This is a genomic window from Pseudomonas sp. LTJR-52, assembly GCF_003691465.1.
Taxonomy (GTDB): domain Bacteria; phylum Pseudomonadota; class Gammaproteobacteria; order Pseudomonadales; family Pseudomonadaceae; genus Chryseomonas; species Chryseomonas luteola.
The window spans coordinates 4,709,711-4,727,125 of sequence record NZ_CP033105.1 but is presented as its reverse complement, the minus strand read 5'-3'; the positions used below and the strand labels follow the sequence as shown (position 1 = coordinate 4,727,125).

13 protein-coding genes are annotated in these 17,415 nt (G+C 55.4%); 5 read left to right on the top strand and 8 right to left on the bottom strand.

The window, feature by feature from the left end; all coding sequences use genetic code 11:
• Positions 1-272: 272 nt before the first annotated feature.
• The 6 genes from EAW52_RS21895 to EAW52_RS21870 form a co-directional block, all read right to left on the bottom strand.
• A complete protein-coding gene (locus tag EAW52_RS21895; protein WP_218567892.1) occupies positions 273-3,365 on the bottom strand; it encodes an error-prone DNA polymerase in 3,093 nt (1,030 codons plus the stop codon).
• Positions 3,341-4,756, bottom strand: a complete 1,416-nt coding sequence (locus EAW52_RS21890) for a DNA polymerase Y family protein (RefSeq protein WP_122044053.1) — start codon at positions 4,754-4,756, stop codon at positions 3,341-3,343. Before EAW52_RS21890 ends, EAW52_RS21895 begins: the two co-directional genes overlap by 25 nt.
• Positions 4,757-4,766: 10 nt before the next feature.
• Positions 4,767-5,384 carry a translesion DNA synthesis-associated protein ImuA gene (gene imuA, locus EAW52_RS21885; protein WP_122044052.1) on the bottom strand — a complete coding sequence of 206 codons (618 nt, stop codon included), beginning with the start codon at positions 5,382-5,384 and terminating at the stop codon, positions 4,767-4,769.
• Positions 5,381-5,734: a hypothetical protein gene (locus EAW52_RS21880; protein ID WP_122044051.1), complete on the bottom strand. Its 354-nt coding sequence runs from the start codon at positions 5,732-5,734 to the stop codon at positions 5,381-5,383. The genes imuA and EAW52_RS21880 overlap by 4 nt, the downstream gene beginning before the upstream one ends.
• A complete protein-coding gene (locus tag EAW52_RS21875) occupies positions 5,718-5,906 on the bottom strand; it encodes a hypothetical protein (RefSeq protein ID WP_122044050.1) in 189 nt (62 codons plus the stop codon). The genes EAW52_RS21880 and EAW52_RS21875 overlap by 17 nt, the downstream gene beginning before the upstream one ends.
• A 156-nt stretch (positions 5,907-6,062) precedes the next feature.
• The gene (locus tag EAW52_RS21870; RefSeq protein ID WP_122044049.1) at positions 6,063-6,941 is read right to left on the bottom strand and encodes a LysR substrate-binding domain-containing protein; all 879 of its coding nucleotides are present in this window, start codon (positions 6,939-6,941) and stop codon (positions 6,063-6,065) included.
• 156 nt (positions 6,942-7,097) lie between these two features.
• On the opposite strand from EAW52_RS21870, the gene EAW52_RS21865 reads away from it, so the two are divergent.
• Together EAW52_RS21865 and EAW52_RS21860 are read left to right on the top strand one after the other, a co-directional pair.
• Positions 7,098-8,186, top strand: a complete 1,089-nt coding sequence (locus tag EAW52_RS21865) for an NADH:flavin oxidoreductase (RefSeq protein WP_122044048.1) — start codon at positions 7,098-7,100, stop codon at positions 8,184-8,186.
• 589 nt (positions 8,187-8,775) lie between these two features.
• A complete protein-coding gene (locus tag EAW52_RS21860) occupies positions 8,776-9,819 on the top strand; it encodes an IS110 family transposase (RefSeq protein WP_122042252.1) in 1,044 nt (347 codons plus the stop codon).
• A 258-nt stretch (positions 9,820-10,077) separates the two neighbouring features.
• Here EAW52_RS21860 and EAW52_RS21855 read toward each other — a convergent pair whose 3' ends face one another.
• Together EAW52_RS21855 and EAW52_RS21850 are read right to left on the bottom strand one after the other, a co-directional pair.
• Positions 10,078-10,632: an MltR family transcriptional regulator gene (locus EAW52_RS21855; protein ID WP_122044047.1), complete on the bottom strand. Its 555-nt coding sequence runs from the start codon at positions 10,630-10,632 to the stop codon at positions 10,078-10,080.
• 72 nt (positions 10,633-10,704) lie between these two features.
• Entirely contained in the window at positions 10,705-11,160 is a 456-nt protein-coding gene (locus EAW52_RS21850) for a hypothetical protein (protein ID WP_122044046.1), read from the bottom strand.
• A 543-nt stretch (positions 11,161-11,703) separates the two neighbouring features.
• Here EAW52_RS21850 and EAW52_RS21845 point away from each other — a divergent pair.
• From EAW52_RS21845 to EAW52_RS21835, 3 genes are read left to right on the top strand one after another with little or no spacing between them, the layout of a single operon-like run.
• On the top strand, positions 11,704-12,855 hold the full coding sequence (locus EAW52_RS21845; protein ID WP_122044045.1) for an efflux RND transporter periplasmic adaptor subunit: 1,152 nt from the start codon (positions 11,704-11,706) through the stop codon (positions 12,853-12,855).
• Between the two features lie 3 nt (positions 12,856-12,858).
• Entirely contained in the window at positions 12,859-15,993 is a 3,135-nt protein-coding gene (locus EAW52_RS21840; RefSeq protein ID WP_122044044.1) for an efflux RND transporter permease subunit, read from the top strand.
• On the top strand, positions 15,993-17,381 hold the full coding sequence (locus tag EAW52_RS21835) for an efflux transporter outer membrane subunit (protein WP_122044043.1): 1,389 nt from the start codon (positions 15,993-15,995) through the stop codon (positions 17,379-17,381). Before EAW52_RS21840 ends, EAW52_RS21835 begins: the two co-directional genes overlap by 1 nt.
• The last annotated feature ends 34 nt before the right edge of the window (positions 17,382-17,415 follow it).

Genomic DNA, 17,415 nt, shown 5'->3' with positions numbered 1-17,415 from the left:
TTTCAATAACATTAAATTTAAGCTTCATTGCGCCTTTATGAGATCATAGTGCTATTAGAATAAATATTATAATGCCTTGCTTGATTGGCCTCTGGCACGTCCTTATGTATATCAGCATCTGCACTCGCGCATGAGGCTAAAACGGTTGTACCAGACCGGGTTTACAACTAGGCGGACGGCTCTCGTGTAAAAATACGACAGTGCTCAAGGTCAGCTAGGCAAGCGCGACGATAGGCTCAGACCCAACCGCACCTTACCCGCAGTTAACCTCACTATTTGAAATCCCGGCTCCGGGTATCCAGTCCGTCAAGCAGCTCGCTCAGGTCTGTAAGACGACCCGCAATGAGATGAAGCACTCCTTCCTTTCGTTCAACCGTACCATCGATACGCAGCAGCCTCGACTGCAGCAGTTCGCATCGCTGCCGCTCGGCAAGGTCACGCCATACGACCACATTGACCATTCCATACTCATCTTCAAGCGTTACAAAGGTGACGCCACTGGCAGTACCAGGCCGCTGCCGACCAACGACGAGGCCGGCAATACGTGCGAGCTGCCCATGATAGCGCTCGGCAAGTTCGCGCGAATCAAGCAGCCGGCGAGCCCTGAGTTCAGTCCTGAGCAGTACTAATGGATGTGGCCCAAGTGTAGTACCTGTAGCGGCGTAGTCGGTATATAGATCGTCTGCTACAGTAGGTTCTGGTAATTTGACGTCTTCCTCGCTCACCACTACGCCCTCTGTGAAAAGAGGTAACTGCGGCTCGATAGCTGCCATATTCCAGCGGGCCTGATAGCGATGCCCCGCCAGGCTTTTGAGCGCGCCAGCGTCTGCCAGACATTCACGCGCTCTGGCATCGAGCCCTGCTCGTAGGCAGAGATCGGCCACACTCAAAAACGGCTGTACCGCACAGGCTTTTTCAATAGCGCGCCCGGCTGATTCCGAAAGCCCTCGAATCATTCGCAAGCCTAATCGGATTGCAGGCTGGTCGGTGTCTGCCTGCTCCAGACTACAGTCCCAATGGCTATGACAGACGTCGATTGAACGCGTTTCAATACCGTGTCGCCGGGCATCCTGTAACACCTGATCAGGGCTATAAAACCCCATGGGCCAGCTATTAATCAGGGCACAGGCAAAAGCAGCTGGCTCATGGCATTTCAACCAGCAACTGGCATACGTCAGTAACGCAAAGCTGGCTGCATGGGATTCAGGAAACCCATAACTGCCAAAGCCCTGAATCTGCAAAAAGATGCGCTCAGCAAATTCCCGGGTATAGCCATTGGCAAGCATGCGTTCGGTCAGTCTTTGCCTATGCGGCTCAAGGCCGCCGTGGCGCTTCCAGGCGGCCATGGAGCGACGCAATTGATCGGCCTCGCCAGGCGTGTAGTCTGCAGCTACAATTGCCAGCTCCATGACCTGCTCCTGAAACAGCGGAACCCCCAAGGTACGCTCGAACACACGCTTGAGGCGGGAAGGATAAGCGATAGGCTCCTCGCCGTTACGGCGGCGCAGGTAGGGATGGACCATATCACCCTGGATAGGACCGGGACGAACAATCGCCACCTCAATGACCAGATCATAAAACGTTTGTGGTTTGAGCCGTGGCAACATGGCCATCTGGGCCCGTGACTCGATCTGAAACGTGCCCAGCGTATCTGCACGACTAATCATGGCGTAGGTCTTTCGATCTTCCTGCGGAATGGTAGCCAGGGTAAGTTCACGTCCCTTGTAGTGCCGAATCAGATCGAAGCAGCGGCGTAGCGCGCTAAGCATGCCCAACGCCAAAATATCTACTTTTAGCAGCCCCATGGCGTCCAGATCGTCCTTGTCCCACTGAATAACGGTACGCTCGGCCATGGCTGCATTTTCTACGGGTACAAGCGTCTCCAGTGATTGCTCCGAAATGACGAATCCACCTGGGTGCTGCGAGAGATGCCGTGGAAACCCAATCAACTCACCGGCCAGGACGAGCACTCGCTTGAGCAACAGGCTCTCCGGGTCGAATCCGGCCTCCTGCAGGCGATCCGGAGGCGGTATACGATCGCTCCAGCGACCGCAGCATTCAGCCAGGGCATTGATCTGATCCGCCGGCAAGCCCAGCGCCTTGGCCACGTCACGCACGGCGCCAGTCGCGTGGTAGGTATTGACCACCGCCGTCAGGGCTGCACGTGTGCGCCCGTAACGTTGAAAGACATACTGGATGACCTCTTCACGGCGCTCGTGCTCAAAGTCCACATCAATGTCTGGCGGCTCGTTTCGCTCATGGGAAATGAACCGCTCGAACAGTAAATTGATTCGCGTCGGGTCAAGCTCGGTAATCCCCAGGGCAAAGCATACCGCCGAGTTGGCTGCTGAGCCCCGACCCTGACAGAGAATGCCTTGCTCTCGTGCAAAGCGGACGATGTCATGCACGGTCAGGAAATAACTCTCGTACCGCTTCTGGCAGATCAGCTCAAGCTCACGATCCAACTGTTTCGTAACAGTGTCCGGTGTACCTTCCGGCCACCGCCAAGTACTGCCCTGCTCTACCAACCTGCGTAGCCAGCTACTGGGCGTATGCCCCTGGGGCACTACCTCCGAAGGATAGTGATACTGTAGTTCGGTAAGTCTGAACCGACAGCGCCGGGCAATCTTCACCGACTCGGCCAGCAATGCTGCCGGATAGCACTCAAACAGTGTCTCCAGCGTACGCAGGTGGCGTTCACCATTGGGGAACAATCGCTGCCCAGCTTCGGCGACCGTTACATGATGCCGGATGGCGGTCATGGTGTCCTGCAAGGCGCGTCGCCCTCGTGCGTGCATATGCACATCGCCACAGGCGACCAGAGGCAAATCCAGGGCGGCGCCTAGCGCCTGAAGCCTTACCCATCTTTCGGCATCATCCGGACCATAATGTCGCTCGACACCTACCCATAGGCGCCCGGAAAAGCACTCGCTCAACCAGCTACCCTGCGTATTGTCGTCCATGTCAGGCAGCCAGATCGCCACAAGTCCCAAGCAGTGATCCGTAAGATCCTCCTTGAGTAGACGATAACGGCCCTTTTCCGCACGGCGCCTCGCTCGGGTAATCAGTCGGCACAGATGATGGTAGCCGCCCAGGTCTTCCACCAGCAGCACAACCTTTGGGCCTTCACTGATACAGAATTCAGCACCCACAATCAGAGGTAGGCCATGTGCTTGTGCGGCTTGCCAGGCCCGCACGATACCGGCAAGCGTACACTCATCCGTAATGGCCAGCGCCTCATATCCCAGGCGTTTGGCCTGTTCAAATAACTCATCGGCACTGGAGGCGCCTCGCTGAAAACTGAAATGGGATAAACAGTGCAGCTCCGCATAACCAGTGCTCATGCGAACCACCCATGCAACCACCACCCCGGCCGCTGTGCGATTGCCTGATAAGCCCAGGCCAGGCGGCCATTGGGAAGCTCCACCAGATAATAGTCCCGGCGTATATCGCTGCCGTCCCACCAGCCAGACTCGATCCGCTCGGGGCCGGCCAGAATACGGGGTGCCGCCTCGCCCAGCGGAATAGGCTCACGTAACAGCCACGCCGGGCGCTTCCCTTGGGCAAGCATCTGTAGATCATATGATTTGGCATCCTGGCGCCAGGATGCCTCCGGCCGATGATCCCCCTGGCCGCCAACCGCATAGACGGCCGAATCACCAAGGCGTGTTCTGAGGCGTTCGCGTAACTGCTCCCACGATAGCGTCTGCTGCGGTCGTGGTTCAAACAAACTACGGTGCTCCGGTACAAAGGCTGGAAGTTGCTCCGCGACCAGCCGCAACGCCAGAATGGGCGCCGTAACCTGATGGATTTCCAGCCGCCCACGGGCATATTCAAACAACAGGCCCGCATCCCGTTCGGGTGTCAGGAGTCCTACCGTGATCAGGCTATCCGGTTGCGCACGGTGCTCCAGATACAGCATGAAGCGCTGCACACCACTGTCCCTCCCGGCCAGGTACATGGCCAGATCCAACGTCAGGCGACGTAACGGAAACAGGAGTTGCTGGTTCGACTCCACTTCAAAGTTAAACTCTACCCGCGCATCAAAGGTATCAGGCGGCCGGTAGAAGCCCAGCGCCAATGGCCTTCTACCCAGTAACAGATCGAGTTGGTTCAGCAAACCGGCGGAAAAGCGCCTGGCTATTTCGGCCCTGGGCAGATCCATTACCTGCCTAAGTCGTATCAGCCCCATACGGCCAAGCGATTGCACCAGGGCGTTGTCCAGGCCAGCCCGGTCCAGTGGCAAGGGGCCGAGCCTTTGCCGCAACTCCGTATCGTTCGCGATAACCAGGTCATCCGAGACATTGGCCATGATGCGCGCGGATACAGGATTGGGCGCCAGGGTAATACGATGGCTGAAGCCGAGCGCCACCAACTCGTCACGTAGGCGCCTGGAAAACGCAGGCCAGGGGCCAAACAACGGCATGCTCGATTCAACTTCAAGCAGAAGCGCTCGTGGATAATGCAGACTCACCTGGGCACTGAAGCCATATGCCCAGGCAGCCAGAAGATTCTGGTTGCGCTCGATATCGTCCAGATCGTATTCGGCTGTTGCAAAGCCTGGGCATAAGGTTTGTGCAGCAGCGAGGGTCAACCCTGGCGCCAGCCCCAACGCCCTGGCACGGGCATTAACTGCACGCAGGACGCGCCGTTGTGGCGTACCTCCGAGCAAGACCAAGGGTTCGGTACATTCGGGACGGTGACGCAGCACACCGTCCAGCGCCAGTTGTGGCAGCAGGATACACGCCCATTTCATAGCGGCCCCCTTAGCGCCAGGCAGCCGCAGGAAGAGGCAGTGCTTTCGGTTGACCGCCACGGCACTTGAGGATGCGCAGCTGTAGCGGGCTGGGCTCTATCACCAGCCGTAGAGCAGCAGGTGATGGATTGGCAGCCTCTTCAAGGCTGCGGTAGACAAATGCCAATGTCTGTCCGGTCTCGGCCGCCACTTGTAGCCTGCGTAGCGCCTTGTCATCCGCACGTTCCGGCCAGCACAGTACCGCACCACAACTGCCCGAGCGAAGGCATTGCTCTGCAGCCCATAAGGTTTCCCGCCCCTTGGCTTCGACGATACTTACCAAGCCCATATCGACCCCAGCGGCGATCCAGGCCTGGGGATAAGGCAAGTAAGGGGGTGCAATCAAGGTAACTCGCTCACCGCTTTGCGTCAGCCGGGCAAGCGTAGGCCAAAGCAGCTTGATATCCCCTATTCCGGTATAGGGCAACAGGATCTCAGTCAAGGCAGCCTCAGGCCAGCCGCCAAAAGGCAATCGCTCATCCAGCTCCGCATATCCGGTTGGCTGAGTGCCCATTCTGACCTGAACGCCGTGGCCCTTCCAGACCCGACGACTATCAAGCAGGCCCTCGAGCGCTACAACATTACTCATGGCGTGCCTCCCGCTTTACGCAAGGCACGGGTCAGCTGGAGATTATCTCCGGCCAGTGGTTTGAGCAGTAGCCTGACCAAGGCCAAGCTCCCATGCCAAACTGAGTTAAATGCCTTAAAGCGCGGGATGTGCCGATGGGCCTTGACCAGACCGTTGTAAGGACCAAAGGGAACTGGTTTGTTAGACGGCTTACATTGCAGGTGATTGGCCTGCTGGGCTTTTGCTAGAACGCCACGTAACCTATCCAACGTCTCGTTGAGTAAGTGATCATAGCGAAGCAGTGATGGTTGCGGTCGGAACAGAATGACTTGCAGATCAAGCGAGTCGATCGCTTCACTGAGCTTGTCCATGTGGCCCTACCTTGAGCACGACAACGTTTTCAGCATCCTTGCAAGCCGCTGGTTGGAATGTGCTCTCGGAAAGCCTGTGCGCCAGATGAAGATAATCTTCCTGCGCCATCCAACAGACAGGGTCGATCTGTTTTTCAGGGCTGAGTCGTCGTAAAAGGGCAATCATGAACATGGGTGAGACCTCCTTTGCTATTACTGTATAAATAAACAGTAATAAGACAAACGGTATCTCGCAATCTTGACTCCGACGAACGGTATATCAAAAGGCCTTTATTTGACGTGGATTCCTTTTATGCCCCATCGCTAAACGCATAACGTGCTCCACACTTCAAGACCTGTTCAGGCGATTTCCAAGCAGCTCCAGGAAAACCTTTACCCTCAGTGGGATATAACGCCGAGTCGGTAGTAGCGCCCAGATAGACAGCGCCTGCGGCTGTACATCATCCAGGCTGACCTCTACCAACGAACCGGCCGCCAGCGCTTCATGCACATCCCAATAGGTCAGCTGCGCCAGACCCAACCCCTGAAGGCAGGCAGTACGAATACCTTCAAGGCTGCTGCTGGAAAGCCGCCCCTCCACCCGAATCGAGCGCACCTGCTGCCCTGCCATGAAAGGCCAGTGCTGAAGGCCGTTCAACAGGAGACAGGCGTGACGGGCCAATTCACTTGAGTTAACAGGCGTGCCGTTGAGCCGCAGGTATTGTGGGGAGGCACATAACACACGTGGATTGACTGCCAGCTGACGTGCGATCAGGTTCGAGTCTCGCAAAGGTGCAATGCGAATGGCTACATCGATACCGCTCCCCACGATATCGACAATGTTATCACTCAGATTCAAATCCACTTTCAAGGCAGGATGCTCTGCCAAGAGCTGGGGTAATAGAGGCGCAATCACCGTGCGGCCAAAAACCGCTGGCGCGGTGACCTTCAGCACACCGCGAGCACCAGAGGCCTCTGGAGAAAGCGTAGCACGTGCAGCTTCCTCAGCCTCCAGCATGGTCTGGGCATACGGTAAAAACGCCTCGCCTTCAGGCGTCAGCGATACGGAGCGGGTCGTGCGGTGAATCAGCCGAACCCGTAATTCACGCTCCAATGCTGCCAGCCGACGTGAAACAGACATAGGTGTCATACCGAGGCGGCGGGCCGCACCTGACAAACTCCCCGCCGCTGCAATGGCTGCCAGGACGCCAACATCTTTCATATCCATGGATTTTAACGCCTGCCGTTATACCGGTTACTCACCTGTGAAGACTACAGAAGCACTCAAGATCTCGCTATCGTAGCCACACGATCTCTCTTCAAGCCTATCGATAAAGGCTTGGCAAACTTCTCTTTGCATTAAAGCCTTTGGAGACATCATCCCATGGTCAAGACGCTTTTCACCCATTTCGATATAAACGGCGTATCGTTAAACAACCGCCTCGCCGTAGCGCCCATGACACGTGTCAGTGCCAATGAGGACGGGACCCCGAACGACACCATGAATCGTTACTACGAGCGCTTTGCACGTGGTGGGTTTGGGTTGATCATCACGGAAGGCCTGTATACCGATCAGGCTTACGCCCAGGGTTATGCGTATCAGCCTGGGATGAGCGATAACGAGCAAGCCCAGGCCTGGAAACCTCTTGTGGATACCCTGCATGCCCAGGACAGCAAGGTCTTTGCCCAACTCATGCATGCCGGTGCGTTGACTCAAGGTAATCGTTTTCGCAACGACACCCTCGCCCCCTCTGCCCTCCAACCCAAGGGCGAGCAGATGGCGTTCTACCGTGGTCAAGGGTTTTATCCCCTGCCAAAAGCAATGACCGAAGCAGACATCGCTGATGTCATCAGCAGCTTTGCCCAAGCAGCCAAGCGGGCGGTGGAGGTTGCGGGATTCGATGGCATAGAGATTCATGGTGCCAACGGCTACCTGCTCGATCAGTTCTTTACCGACTACACCAACATGCGTGATGACCGCTGGGGTGGCGATATTCGCCAACGACTTTCGCTGAGCCTTGAAGTGTATAAAGCGGTTCGCTCCGCAGTCGGGGCTAACGTGCCCGTGGGAATCCGCATATCCCAAGGCAAGGTGAACGACTTCGAGCACAAATGGAAAGAAGGCGAAGCCGGAGCAGAAATTGTATTTGGTACGCTGGCCGAAGCGGGTATCGACTTCATCCACGTGACCGAGCACGAAGCATGGCAGCCTGCCTTTGGCGAAGGGCCCAGCCTTGTAGCACTGGCACGCCGCTATGCTCCCACTGTTACAGTCATTGCCAACGGCAAATTGCATGACCCGGAGCGGGCAGCACAGGCGCTGGAAGACGGTGCCGATCTGATTGCCATTGGACGCGGTGCGCTGGCCAACGCCGACTGGCCGCAAAAGGTGGAGAACGCACAAGCACTGGCTGAATTCGATCCTAGCCTGCTAGGCCCGATTGCTCATATCAAGGCATCCGAAACGCTCTGATAGCTAGGCTTTTAGCAAAGTAATATTCAAGCGATGCCGCCACCCAAACGGCCAGAAATTTATCTGGCCGTTTTGCTTCACTCTTTCAGTACCTACGGTGATTGATTCCTTCGCCTACATGTTAGGGAACAAAGTGAGCGACGTTAAGCATGTGGCTAGACACTATTAAGTTTATATTGCTTTACTTCTGTTCTTATTTTCGTATGGTGAAATAAATGGGCTTTATTGCAGCGCCTGCGGAGAGGCATAGGAAATAAAGGATAAAAAATATAATTCCTAACACTTCTCCTAAGCTACCACTGGATGAATCTAAAAAAACTATATAGCGATGTTGTACATAGACTGCGACGCTTAGGAAGAAAAAGGCTGCTGTACAGCCAGCTATCCATTTCCATGAAGGCAAAATGAGTGGAATGCAAAATAATACAAGACCAATTCCTAAGATTTCATGCATAGCTTTTCCTTGCTTTGCCTAACGCTTGAACTAAGCCACGCCGTGAAGCGGCGTCGACTTGAAGGCTGTAATGGACTCTCCCTGCACCACATTTCTTCTATAACACAGTGGTGACTGTTCGCTGGGAGAGGTGCAATGAAACGCATAGCGGTTGATTTGGCCAAGTCCGTTTACCAGGTTGCCGAGAGTGTTCAGGTCGGTCGGGTGGATCGGCGCAAGCGGCTCGACTCCAGGGCATTTGCGCAATATGTACAGGAGCAGCTCGAGCCTGTCGAGTGGGTGATGGAAGCCTGTGGCACCGCTCACCATTGGGGCCGGTTGATGCAGGAGAAAGGGCATCGTGTCGTGCTCTTACACCCTCGTTACGTGCGCCCGTATCGGCGACGCAACAAGACAGACCGCAACGACTGTGACGCCATTCTGGAAGCAGCGCGCTGCCAGGAAATCCGCCCGGTTCCGGTCAAGAGTATGCAGCAACAGCAGGTGCAGCAACTCCACAAGCTGCGCGAGGGTTGGAAGAAATCCCGTGTTCAACGCATCAACCTGTTGCGCGGCATCCTGCGTGAAGCAGGGGTTGACGCACCGAATGGCATCAAGCCCTTTCTGCGCCAGGCGTGCGAGCTGATCGAGCGGGCCGAAGTGCGCGCCTTGCGCGGTGCGCTGCAAGTAGTGCTGGCTGAAGTCAACCTCTATGAACAGTCGATGCGCGAGTGCGAGGAGCAACTGGCACGCTGGCATGCCGATGACGAAATAGTCCATAAGCTCGACGAAGTCAGTGGCATTGGCCTGCTGACAGCCAGTGCATTGAAGACCGCCGTTGGCAAGCCTGAACGTTTCGCCAGCGGCCGACACCTCAGCGCCTGGCTGGGCATGACGCCGAACGAATACAGCAGTGGGGAACGTCGCAAGCTTGGACGGATCAGTTGCAAAGGCAACGTCTACGTCCGCACTTTGCTGATTCATGGTGCGCGAGCCGCATTATTGGCAGCTAAACGCTGCAAGGCGCGAACACCTGAGCGGCTGACTCATCTGCAGCGTTGGGCCTTGGACACCGCTGAACGCATCGGCCATAACAAGGCCGCCGTGGCATTAGCCAACAAGCTGGTAAGGATCTGCTGGGCGGTGTGGTGCCATGAGCGACGGTTCAGCGGTAACTGGCAAAGCACAAAGCCTGCCTGACGGCGAGGCTAACAATGAAGTGAGTTTCTAGTGGTTGTGGTGAGAAGCGAGACTGTCGGAACAGGCGAGTCCTGCAGCAGAGCAAGGCCGATAACAATGATGATCTTTGTGGTCGCTTGAACGCTTGGCCCCTGCTGCGCGAACTACAGAATGGCCAGGGCAGTGCCCAGTAAAGGCCGGATATACGAATGCAACCGCGCTGACGACAGGATCGAAAAAGCTATCCTCACTGCTTGTGGGGAGAGTCCATATACATTGTTAGGTTTCTACTCTACGTAGATGCTGCTCTTTTATTTGTATTCGAAGTATTGATATGCCCAAGCAAAATACCGCTTTTGTGTACTTTACAAAGCCTTTTGCTCTTGCCTCCCAGTCTTCTAATGAAGCTGTTTTGGGCTCTGATATTTCGGTGCGAGAGCCGCGACCTTTGAACATTTCTCCTTTAAAGCTCTTGGAAGCCTCTATGCAGCATTTTATATCTGCTACATGGTCTTCAATTTCAGGCGAGAGAAAGTCTACTTTATCTGTCGAGTGTGCAAACTTGTTCCGTAGTTTTCTGATTTTACCCAAGTCATCAAATATGTCCTTGGTGATTAGTCCGAATGCATAGCAAATCAGGGCTTTTGATGAAAAGCTAGATAGGGGGCCGCTCAGGTCAAATACTTCTTTTATTTGCTTTGCTGATACACCGTTTCTTTTGATTATGTCCTTTAGCATCTCGCTCAAATCGTCTTCTAGCAGGGCGGCTGCAACAATTACGGCACCTCGATCAGACTCGTCAATTAATTCTGGTTTTTCTTTGCCCGTGCCCATGATTAAACCTAACGCGAGTGGTAATGGGCGCCAACGAAGCGCAGCGTAGTTGGCGTCCCGTTGACTAACTTGTTAAATCTCGGGCTCAAGAAAATATATATTTAACTCCCGATCGTCTGGATCACTTAAGAAGTTTTCCAACACAACCTTAAATTTTCTTTCCGGAAACTGCATGCATAGCTTGGCTTCCCACGCCTGCACAATGCCGTTTGCGAGGTAAAGAAGAAACTCATCCGTGACCTCTTCTTCGGCACCTAAGAAGAAATTTGCCAAGTCGATCAGGTTTAAATATTTTTGAGCGTCAGCCTTATTCGTGCAATTAGCAATAATTGTCTCGTATCTATTCTTCTGCCAAAGGCTTTCAATAAATATCGTATCATCAACCTTGATGAAGGCTGGCCAAACAAGCTCCAAATATGCGAGAAAATGATCGTACCTACCTATACAGGTGATCCAATCTCCCAAGGAGATTCCGTTGCCATTGTTCCACTTCAGCAGCTCTGGAACTAATTCTTCAAACTTACTCATAGATATTTAACTACTATTAGACGTCACGTGACGGATAACACGCTGGACGAGTCTGACGCATAACCTTCCTTGTCATTTCTATTTTTCCTTTCTAAAACAGGCCTTTCCGAGGAGCAGTGACGGTATAAGCGAGTTATACGTCATGCACAGGGCGGCACGGCTGCGGGAGCAAATTGAGCCCAGACATTACTCGATTCGCATGGGGCGCGTCTATTACAGGTAGGTTTAATTTTCAAGCAGAAGAAACGAGACTCAGCTCATACTCCTTCGCTTACACTGATGCCTATGCCAGCACTTCATGTCATAAGCATGTAGCGTCTAAGGCCAATGCCTGCTTTTCGGTTTTCCTCAAAGCGCCAGCAAGGTATCAACCAGCCGTTCGCCTATAGGTAAGTCATGCCCACTGGTGGTGTGAACCGTCTTTCAAAAAGCCTGAGGGCAGACTTAAGGCGGAGGTCAAATCATCCATAAGGCGGGTGTCCCTCCTCTTTCCAGCCGCTACCTTGGCGCACATTTTTAGTTTGGAAAAGTGTGCGCCTACACATGAAATCGAAAGCCTTTCTGTATCTGGCTGTGCTGTGGCTAGCCGCCTGCAAACCTGAAGCGCCTGTCCAGGCACCTGCAGCACCACCGGTTGAGGTGGCGGTGGTAACGCTGAAGTCACAACCTGTCCCCCTGGTTGCCGAGCTTAACGGCAGAACCGTGGCCCATATGGAGGCTGAGGTTCGCCCACAGGTGTCAGGCATCATTACACAGCGCACCTTTGAAGAAGGAACACTCGTCAAGGCCGGGCAGGTTCTCTACCGAATCGAACAGGCGCCCTACCGTGCCTCGCTCAACCAGGCTAAGGCCTCGCTGGCTAATGCCCAGGCCACGTTGCAGGCCGCCAAGCTTAAAGCCGAACGCTACAGCGATCTGATCAAGATCGAAGCCGTCTCCCAGCAGGAGGCAGACGATGCCAAGGCCAGCTATCAGCAAGCTCTGGCTACCATTGCCGAGCGCAAGGCGGCGGTTGAGTCTGCACAGATCGACCTGAACTTCACGCAGATCACGGCGCCTATTGCTGGACGGATCAGCAAGAGCAGCATCACCCCAGGTGCTCTGGTAACAGCCAATCAGGAGACCGCGTTGGCGGTTATCCGTACGCTGGACCCTATCTATGTGGACATCACTCAATCCAGCGCCGCGCTGCTCAGGCTCAAGAAGGCCTTGGGCAATGGCGTAGCCGCTGGCAGCACCGATGTCAGCCTTCGCCTGGAGGACGGCTCGCTCTATCAGCACGCAGGAGTACTGAAGTTTGCAGAGGTTGCCGTGGATCAGGAGACCGGCTCTGTCACGCTTCGCGCACTTTTCCCTAACGCTGAAGGGCTTCTTCTGCCCGGCATGTATGTGAGAGCCATCTTGCAAGAGGCCGTTGCGCCCCAGGGACTCCTTGCGCCTCAACGAGGCATTACCCGAGATGCGAAAGGCAATGGCATGGCCCTGGTTGTAAACGCCAACAACACGGTTGAAACACGTGAAGTGGTTACAACCCAGGCTATTGGTAGCAGCTGGCTGATTCAAAGCGGACTGGCGGAAGGCGATCGCCTCATCGTTGAAGGCACCGGCAAGGTCAAGGCGGGGGCGACGGTACATGCGGTTGAGTTCAAACCGGCAGGTTCCGGTGAGGCTCGCGCCACGCAGCAGGGACAGTAATCGATGTTTGCACATTTCTTTATCAAGCGACCGGTCTTCGCCTGGGTCATCAGTATCGTCATCATGCTTTTTGGCCTCTTGGCGATACGTACTCTTCCCATCGCCCAATACCCGGATGTGGCGCCTCCCGCTATTTCGGTCAGTGCTTCCTATTCTGGCGCCTCGGCCGAGACCATGGAGAACAGCGTTACGCAAATCCTTGAACAGCAACTCAAGGGGCTGGATGGCCTTCAGTCATTTTCCTCAAGCAGCAGCTCTACAGGGCGAACCAGCATTACCGTGACCTTCAACCAGGGCATTGATCCCGATAACGCTCAGATTCAGGTCCAGAACAAGGTTCAGCAGGCGCTTACGCGTCTGCCTTCCGAGGTGCAGCGGCAAGGCGTCTCGGTGACCAAGGCGCAGAATGATTTCCTGCTGATCATGGCCCTATATGACGACACGGATCGTTCATCCTCTACTGATATTTCCGACTATATGGCCAGTAACCTGCAGGACCCTATCTCACGGGTTCCTGGTGTAGGCGATGTGCAAATATTCGGCTCTGAATATGCCATGCGCATATGGTTAGATCCCTCGAAGCTGGCTACCTATGGATTGATGCCATCTGACGTCACGGCGGCCGTACAGGCACAGAACACTCAAGTTTCTGCTGGACAGATTGGCGGATTGCCTTCTCCACCGGATCAGGAGCTCAACGCCACCGTCACCGCACAATCGCGACTGCGTACACCCCAGCAGTTCCGGGACATCATCTTGAAGAGCGATTCGTCAGGCGCGCATGTGCATTTGGGCGATGTGGCTCGGGTGGAGCTGGGCAGTGAGAGTTACAGCATCGTCACTCGCTTGAACGGCCATGCTGCTGCAGGACTTGCAGTGAAGCTTGCACCTGGAAGCAATGCACTTTCCACAGCCGAAGGCGTAAAGGCGCTGGCACAGGAGCTGTCCAGTAACTTTCCTGAAGGCTACCACCTGGAGTTCCCGCTCGACAGCACGGAATTTATCAAGCTTTCAGTTCACGAGGTCATCAAGACGCTCTTCGAGGCGATTGCCCTTGTTGTCGTGGTGATGTTCATTTTCCTGCAGAGCTGGCGCGCGACCCTTATCCCGGCGATTTCCGTTCCGGTGGTGCTGTTAGGCACATTCGGCGTGCTATGGATTGCAGGATATTCCATCAATACGCTGACCCTGTTTGGCGTGGTGCTGTCCATTGGTCTTCTGGTAGACGACACCATTGTGGTGGTGGAAAACGTTGAGCGCCTGATGACGGAGCGCAAGCTGTCTGCCCTTGACGCCACCATGGAGTCGATGACGGAAATCAACAGTGCGTTGATCGGGATTGCCATGGTGTTGTCTGCCGTTTTTCTGCCTATGGCTTTCTTTGGCGGGTCGACAGGGGTTATCTATCGGCAGTTTTCCATCACTATCGTGGCGTCCATGGTGCTGTCGGTGTTTATTGCACTGACACTCACACCCGCCCTGTGCGCAACATTACTCAAGCCAGCCGAGCATCAGGCGCAGTCTGGTTTCTTTGGCTGGTTCAACCGCACCTTCAACAAGAACCTCAACCGCTATGAGCATGGGGTAACGGGCGTACTCAAACGCCCGGTACGGTTCATGCTCATTTATGGATGCCTGGGCGCCGTACTGGTCGTGCTGTATATGCGTTTACCCAGCGGCTTTCTGCCTACCGAAGACCAGGGCTCGAACATGGTGCAGTTTACCTTGCCGGTCGGAGCCTCCCAGAAGCGCAGTCTGGAGGTTGGCAAGACCATTGAGCGCCACTATCTGGAAACCGAAAAGGACAACACCAAAGCAATTTTTACCATTGTCGGATTTGGCTTTGGCGGAAGCGGCCAGAATACGGGCCTTGCGTTTGTTGCCCTTAAAGATTGGAGCGAGCGCACCGATGAGAAAGATCGGGCCGATAGTATTTCCAATCGCGCCATGGCCACCTTTTATCGTTCCCGCGATGCGCAGATCTACGCCCTGACCCCTCCTGCGATCCAGGGCCTAGGCCAATCGGCTGGCTTCACGTTCCAGCTACAGGCATCAGCCACAACGGACCGTGCTCAGCTCCTGGGCTTTCGTAATCAGCTGTTAGGGCTGGCCGCAGCAGAGCCGTCCCTGGCCGCAGTTCGCCCAAGCGGCCTGGAAGAAACTCCACAGCTCAAAATCGACATTGATCAGTCCAAGGCGGTTTCCAGCGGGCTAGCGTTGAGCGATATCAACTCGACGTTAAGTGCCGCCTGGGGCAGTACCTATATCAATGACTTTATCGACCGGGGTCGCGTCAAGCGGGTGTACATGCAGGGTGATGCCCCGTTTCGTTCTCAGCCTGATGATTTGTACCAGTGGTACGTGCGTGGTCAGTCCAACGCGATGACACCTTTCTCGGCCTTTGCCACTACGCATTGGGAGCGCGGCCCGGACAACCTTGAACGCTTTAACGGCCTTGCCTCATACGCGATTCAGGGTCAGGGTGCTCCGGGTGTCAGCTCGGGTGAAGCCATGGACACCATGGAACGTTTGGCCAGCCAGTTGCCCCAGGGTACAACCTTTGCCTGGAGCGACCTGTCCTATCAGGCGCGCGAATCCAGCGGGCAGGCCATTCGCCTTTATGCCCTGTCTATTCTGATTGTTTTCCTCTGCCTGGCAGCCCTCTACAACAGCTGGTCGATTCCCTTCTCGGTGCTCATGGTCATTCCGCTGGGTATCGTCGGCACTATCCTCGCAGCCACCTTGCGAGGGCTGGAAAACGATGTATTTTTCCAGGTTGCGCTCATTACCACCATTGGCTTGGCTGCCAAGAATGCCATTCTGATTGTTGAGTTTGCCGAAGCGGCTGAGAAGCGTGGGCTCTCCATCTGGAATGCGGCGCTTGAGGGTGCTCGCTTAAGACTTCGTCCGATTGTCATGACGTCCCTGGCCTTTATGGCTGGTGTGCTGCCCCTGGCCGTTGCTACCGGTGCAGGCGCCAACAGCCGCATCTCCATCGGCACCGGCATCATTGGCGGTACGCTCACCGCAACAGTGCTTGCGATCTTTTTCGTACCGCTGTTCTTTGTGCTCGTCCGCGGCCTCGCTATCCGCTTCCAGAAGAGCAAGACCCCATCCACTTCGCAGGAGACACCGTGATGCGCCTGAGATGTTTAGCGCTGCTCATGCCGATGGCTCTGCTTGGCTGCACTCTCGCTCCCACTTATGAGCGCCCCGCCGCCCCGGTTCCTTCGACGTGGCCGCAGGGAGCTGGCTACACGCCCTCTGTACAAGCCTTTGTGCCAACCACTTGGGAAGCGCTTGTGCTGGATGCCGATCTACGGTCCGTTATAACGCTTGCGCTAGCCAATAACCGGGACCTGCGCAAAGCGGCGGCCAATATCGAGTCGGCTCGGGCGCAGTATCGTCTGCAGCGCTCCGAACTCTGGCCCCAGTTAAACGCCAGCGCCAATGCTTCACGTTCACGCACTCAGGTTGAGACGTTGGGCCAAAAACAGACCGTCTACAGCAAAAGCGTTTCGGCAAGCGTTGGGCTTAGCGCCTATGAGCTGGATTTGTTTGGACGCGTGCGGAGCCTGTCCGAATCAGCGCAGCAGAGTTTGCTGGCTACAGAAGAGGCTTCCCGCGCCACCTATATCAGTTTGATCGCGGAAACAGCCAATGCCTACCTGACGCTCGCGTCTGACCGGGCGCAACTGAGGATCTCGGAGGAAACGCTGGAAAGTGCCGGCCGCACGGTCAACCTGATCCAGGGGAGACTCTCGGCAGGCATTGCCTCCCGTGTTGATCTGCGGCAGGCCCAGACGATCTATGAGCAGGCACGCGCAGACATTGCCAACTACCAGACGCTTGTCGCTCAGGACCGCAATGCACTGGAACTGCTGGTCGGGCAGACCTTGGACGATGCGGTGCTACCCCAACCCTTGGAGGCAGATAAACCATTGTTTGCCGAGGTCTCGCCTGGGCTGTCTTCCGACGTCCTGCTCAAGCGCCCGGATGTGCTTCAGGCCGAACACAACCTGTTGGCAGCCAATGCCAATATCGGGGCTGCTCGGGCAGCATTCTTTCCGCAGCTGAGCCTTACTTCCTCTGTAGGCTTGAGCAGTAACGGGCTGTCATCGCTGTTTTCAAGCGCCAACAAAGTCTGGTCATTCATGCCCTCTGTTAGCGTCCCGATCTTCACCGGCGGCGCCAATACAGCCAACCTGAACTACAGCAAGGCCCAGCGGGACTATTACGTCGCTGACTATGAGCAAAGCATCCAGACCGCTTTTCGTGAAGTGGCTGACGCGCTGGCCAGGCGCGGCACACTGGAGGAGCAACTTTCTGCCCAGACAGCTCTTTTGGAAGCGGCCAGCGAAAGCTACCAGCTCTCAGATGCACGTTATAGACGGGGTATTGATACCTTCCTGAATGCGCTCGATGCGCAACGTACGCTCTACAGCGCCCAGAAATCGCTGATCAATGCACGTCAAATCGCGGAGGAAAATCGCATCGAGTTGTACAGAGTGTTGGGTGGTATCTGATAAACAAAGGCCCGGCCGAATACCGGGCTGGGCC